The following is an 889-nucleotide window of genomic DNA, read 5'->3' as shown; positions in this document are numbered from 1 at the left end:
AAGTTAGTGCATCGTCGGTCTGGAGTTGACCCCGTTTGTGGTCCACGGCCTATGCAAGTTCTCGGGCAGTGACAGCTTGGTTGGCGAAGGCTCGGGGCGTCAAGCCGCCCAGAGCCATATGGGGTCGATCTTCGTTGTAGTGGCACCTCCAGTCCTCGATGCGCTCACGGGCATCGGCCAGCGACAGGAACCACGAGGCGTTCAGGCATTCTGCTCGTAGACGGCCGTTGAACGACTCGATGTAAGCGTTGTCGGTCGGCTTGCCCGGTCGGGAGAAGTCGATCTCGACCCCGTTCAGGTAGGCCCACTGGTCGAGTATGCGCCCGGCGAACTCCGGCCCATTGTCGACCCGCAGGCTCTTGGGCCGCCCCCTCAGCCGGACCAAGGCATCGAGCGCCTCGGTCACCTGGAAGGCGCGGAAGTTGGCTCTCGGCGTGAGTGAGAGCGCCTCTCGCGTGTGGCAATCGACGACCGTCAGGATCCGGAACGGACGCCCGTCGAAGATGCGGTCGGATACGAAGTCCATCGCCCAGACCTCGTTGGGCCCACCGATCGCTGGTCGCCCTTGGCGATATCGCCAGGCCCGCTTGCGCTTGGGCAGCTTGGACCTGATCGACAGTCCCTCGTCGCGGTAGATCCGGTAAGTGCGCTTGTGGTTCACCTTCCAGCCCTCCCGTCGCAATAGGATGTGCAGCCGCCGGTAGCCGTAGCGGACCCGTGCGGCAGCCAGCTCCTTCAGTCGCATCCGCAGCGCGACCTGCGGATCAGAGCGCTTGGTATAGCGCTGGGACGAACGGCCGAAGCCGGTGGCCAGACAGGCCCGACGCTCGCTGATGTCGTAGGCCACCTGCAGGTGACCGGCGACCTCACGGCGAACGGCGGGCCTCAC

1 protein-coding gene is annotated in these 889 nt (G+C 65.0%); it reads right to left on the bottom strand.

From position 1 onward, the window contains the following. Positions 1-49 precede the first annotated feature (49 nt). A partial coding sequence (locus FPV16_RS25865) for an IS3 family transposase (RefSeq protein ID WP_227441368.1) occupies positions 50-889 on the bottom strand: 840 nt, incomplete at its 5' end.

The organism is Methylobacterium sp. W2 (assembly GCF_020662345.1).
Lineage (GTDB): Bacteria > Pseudomonadota > Alphaproteobacteria > Rhizobiales > Beijerinckiaceae > Methylobacterium.
The sequence above is the reverse complement of the archived record's forward strand: the minus strand, read 5'-3'. Positions and strand labels throughout refer to the sequence as shown.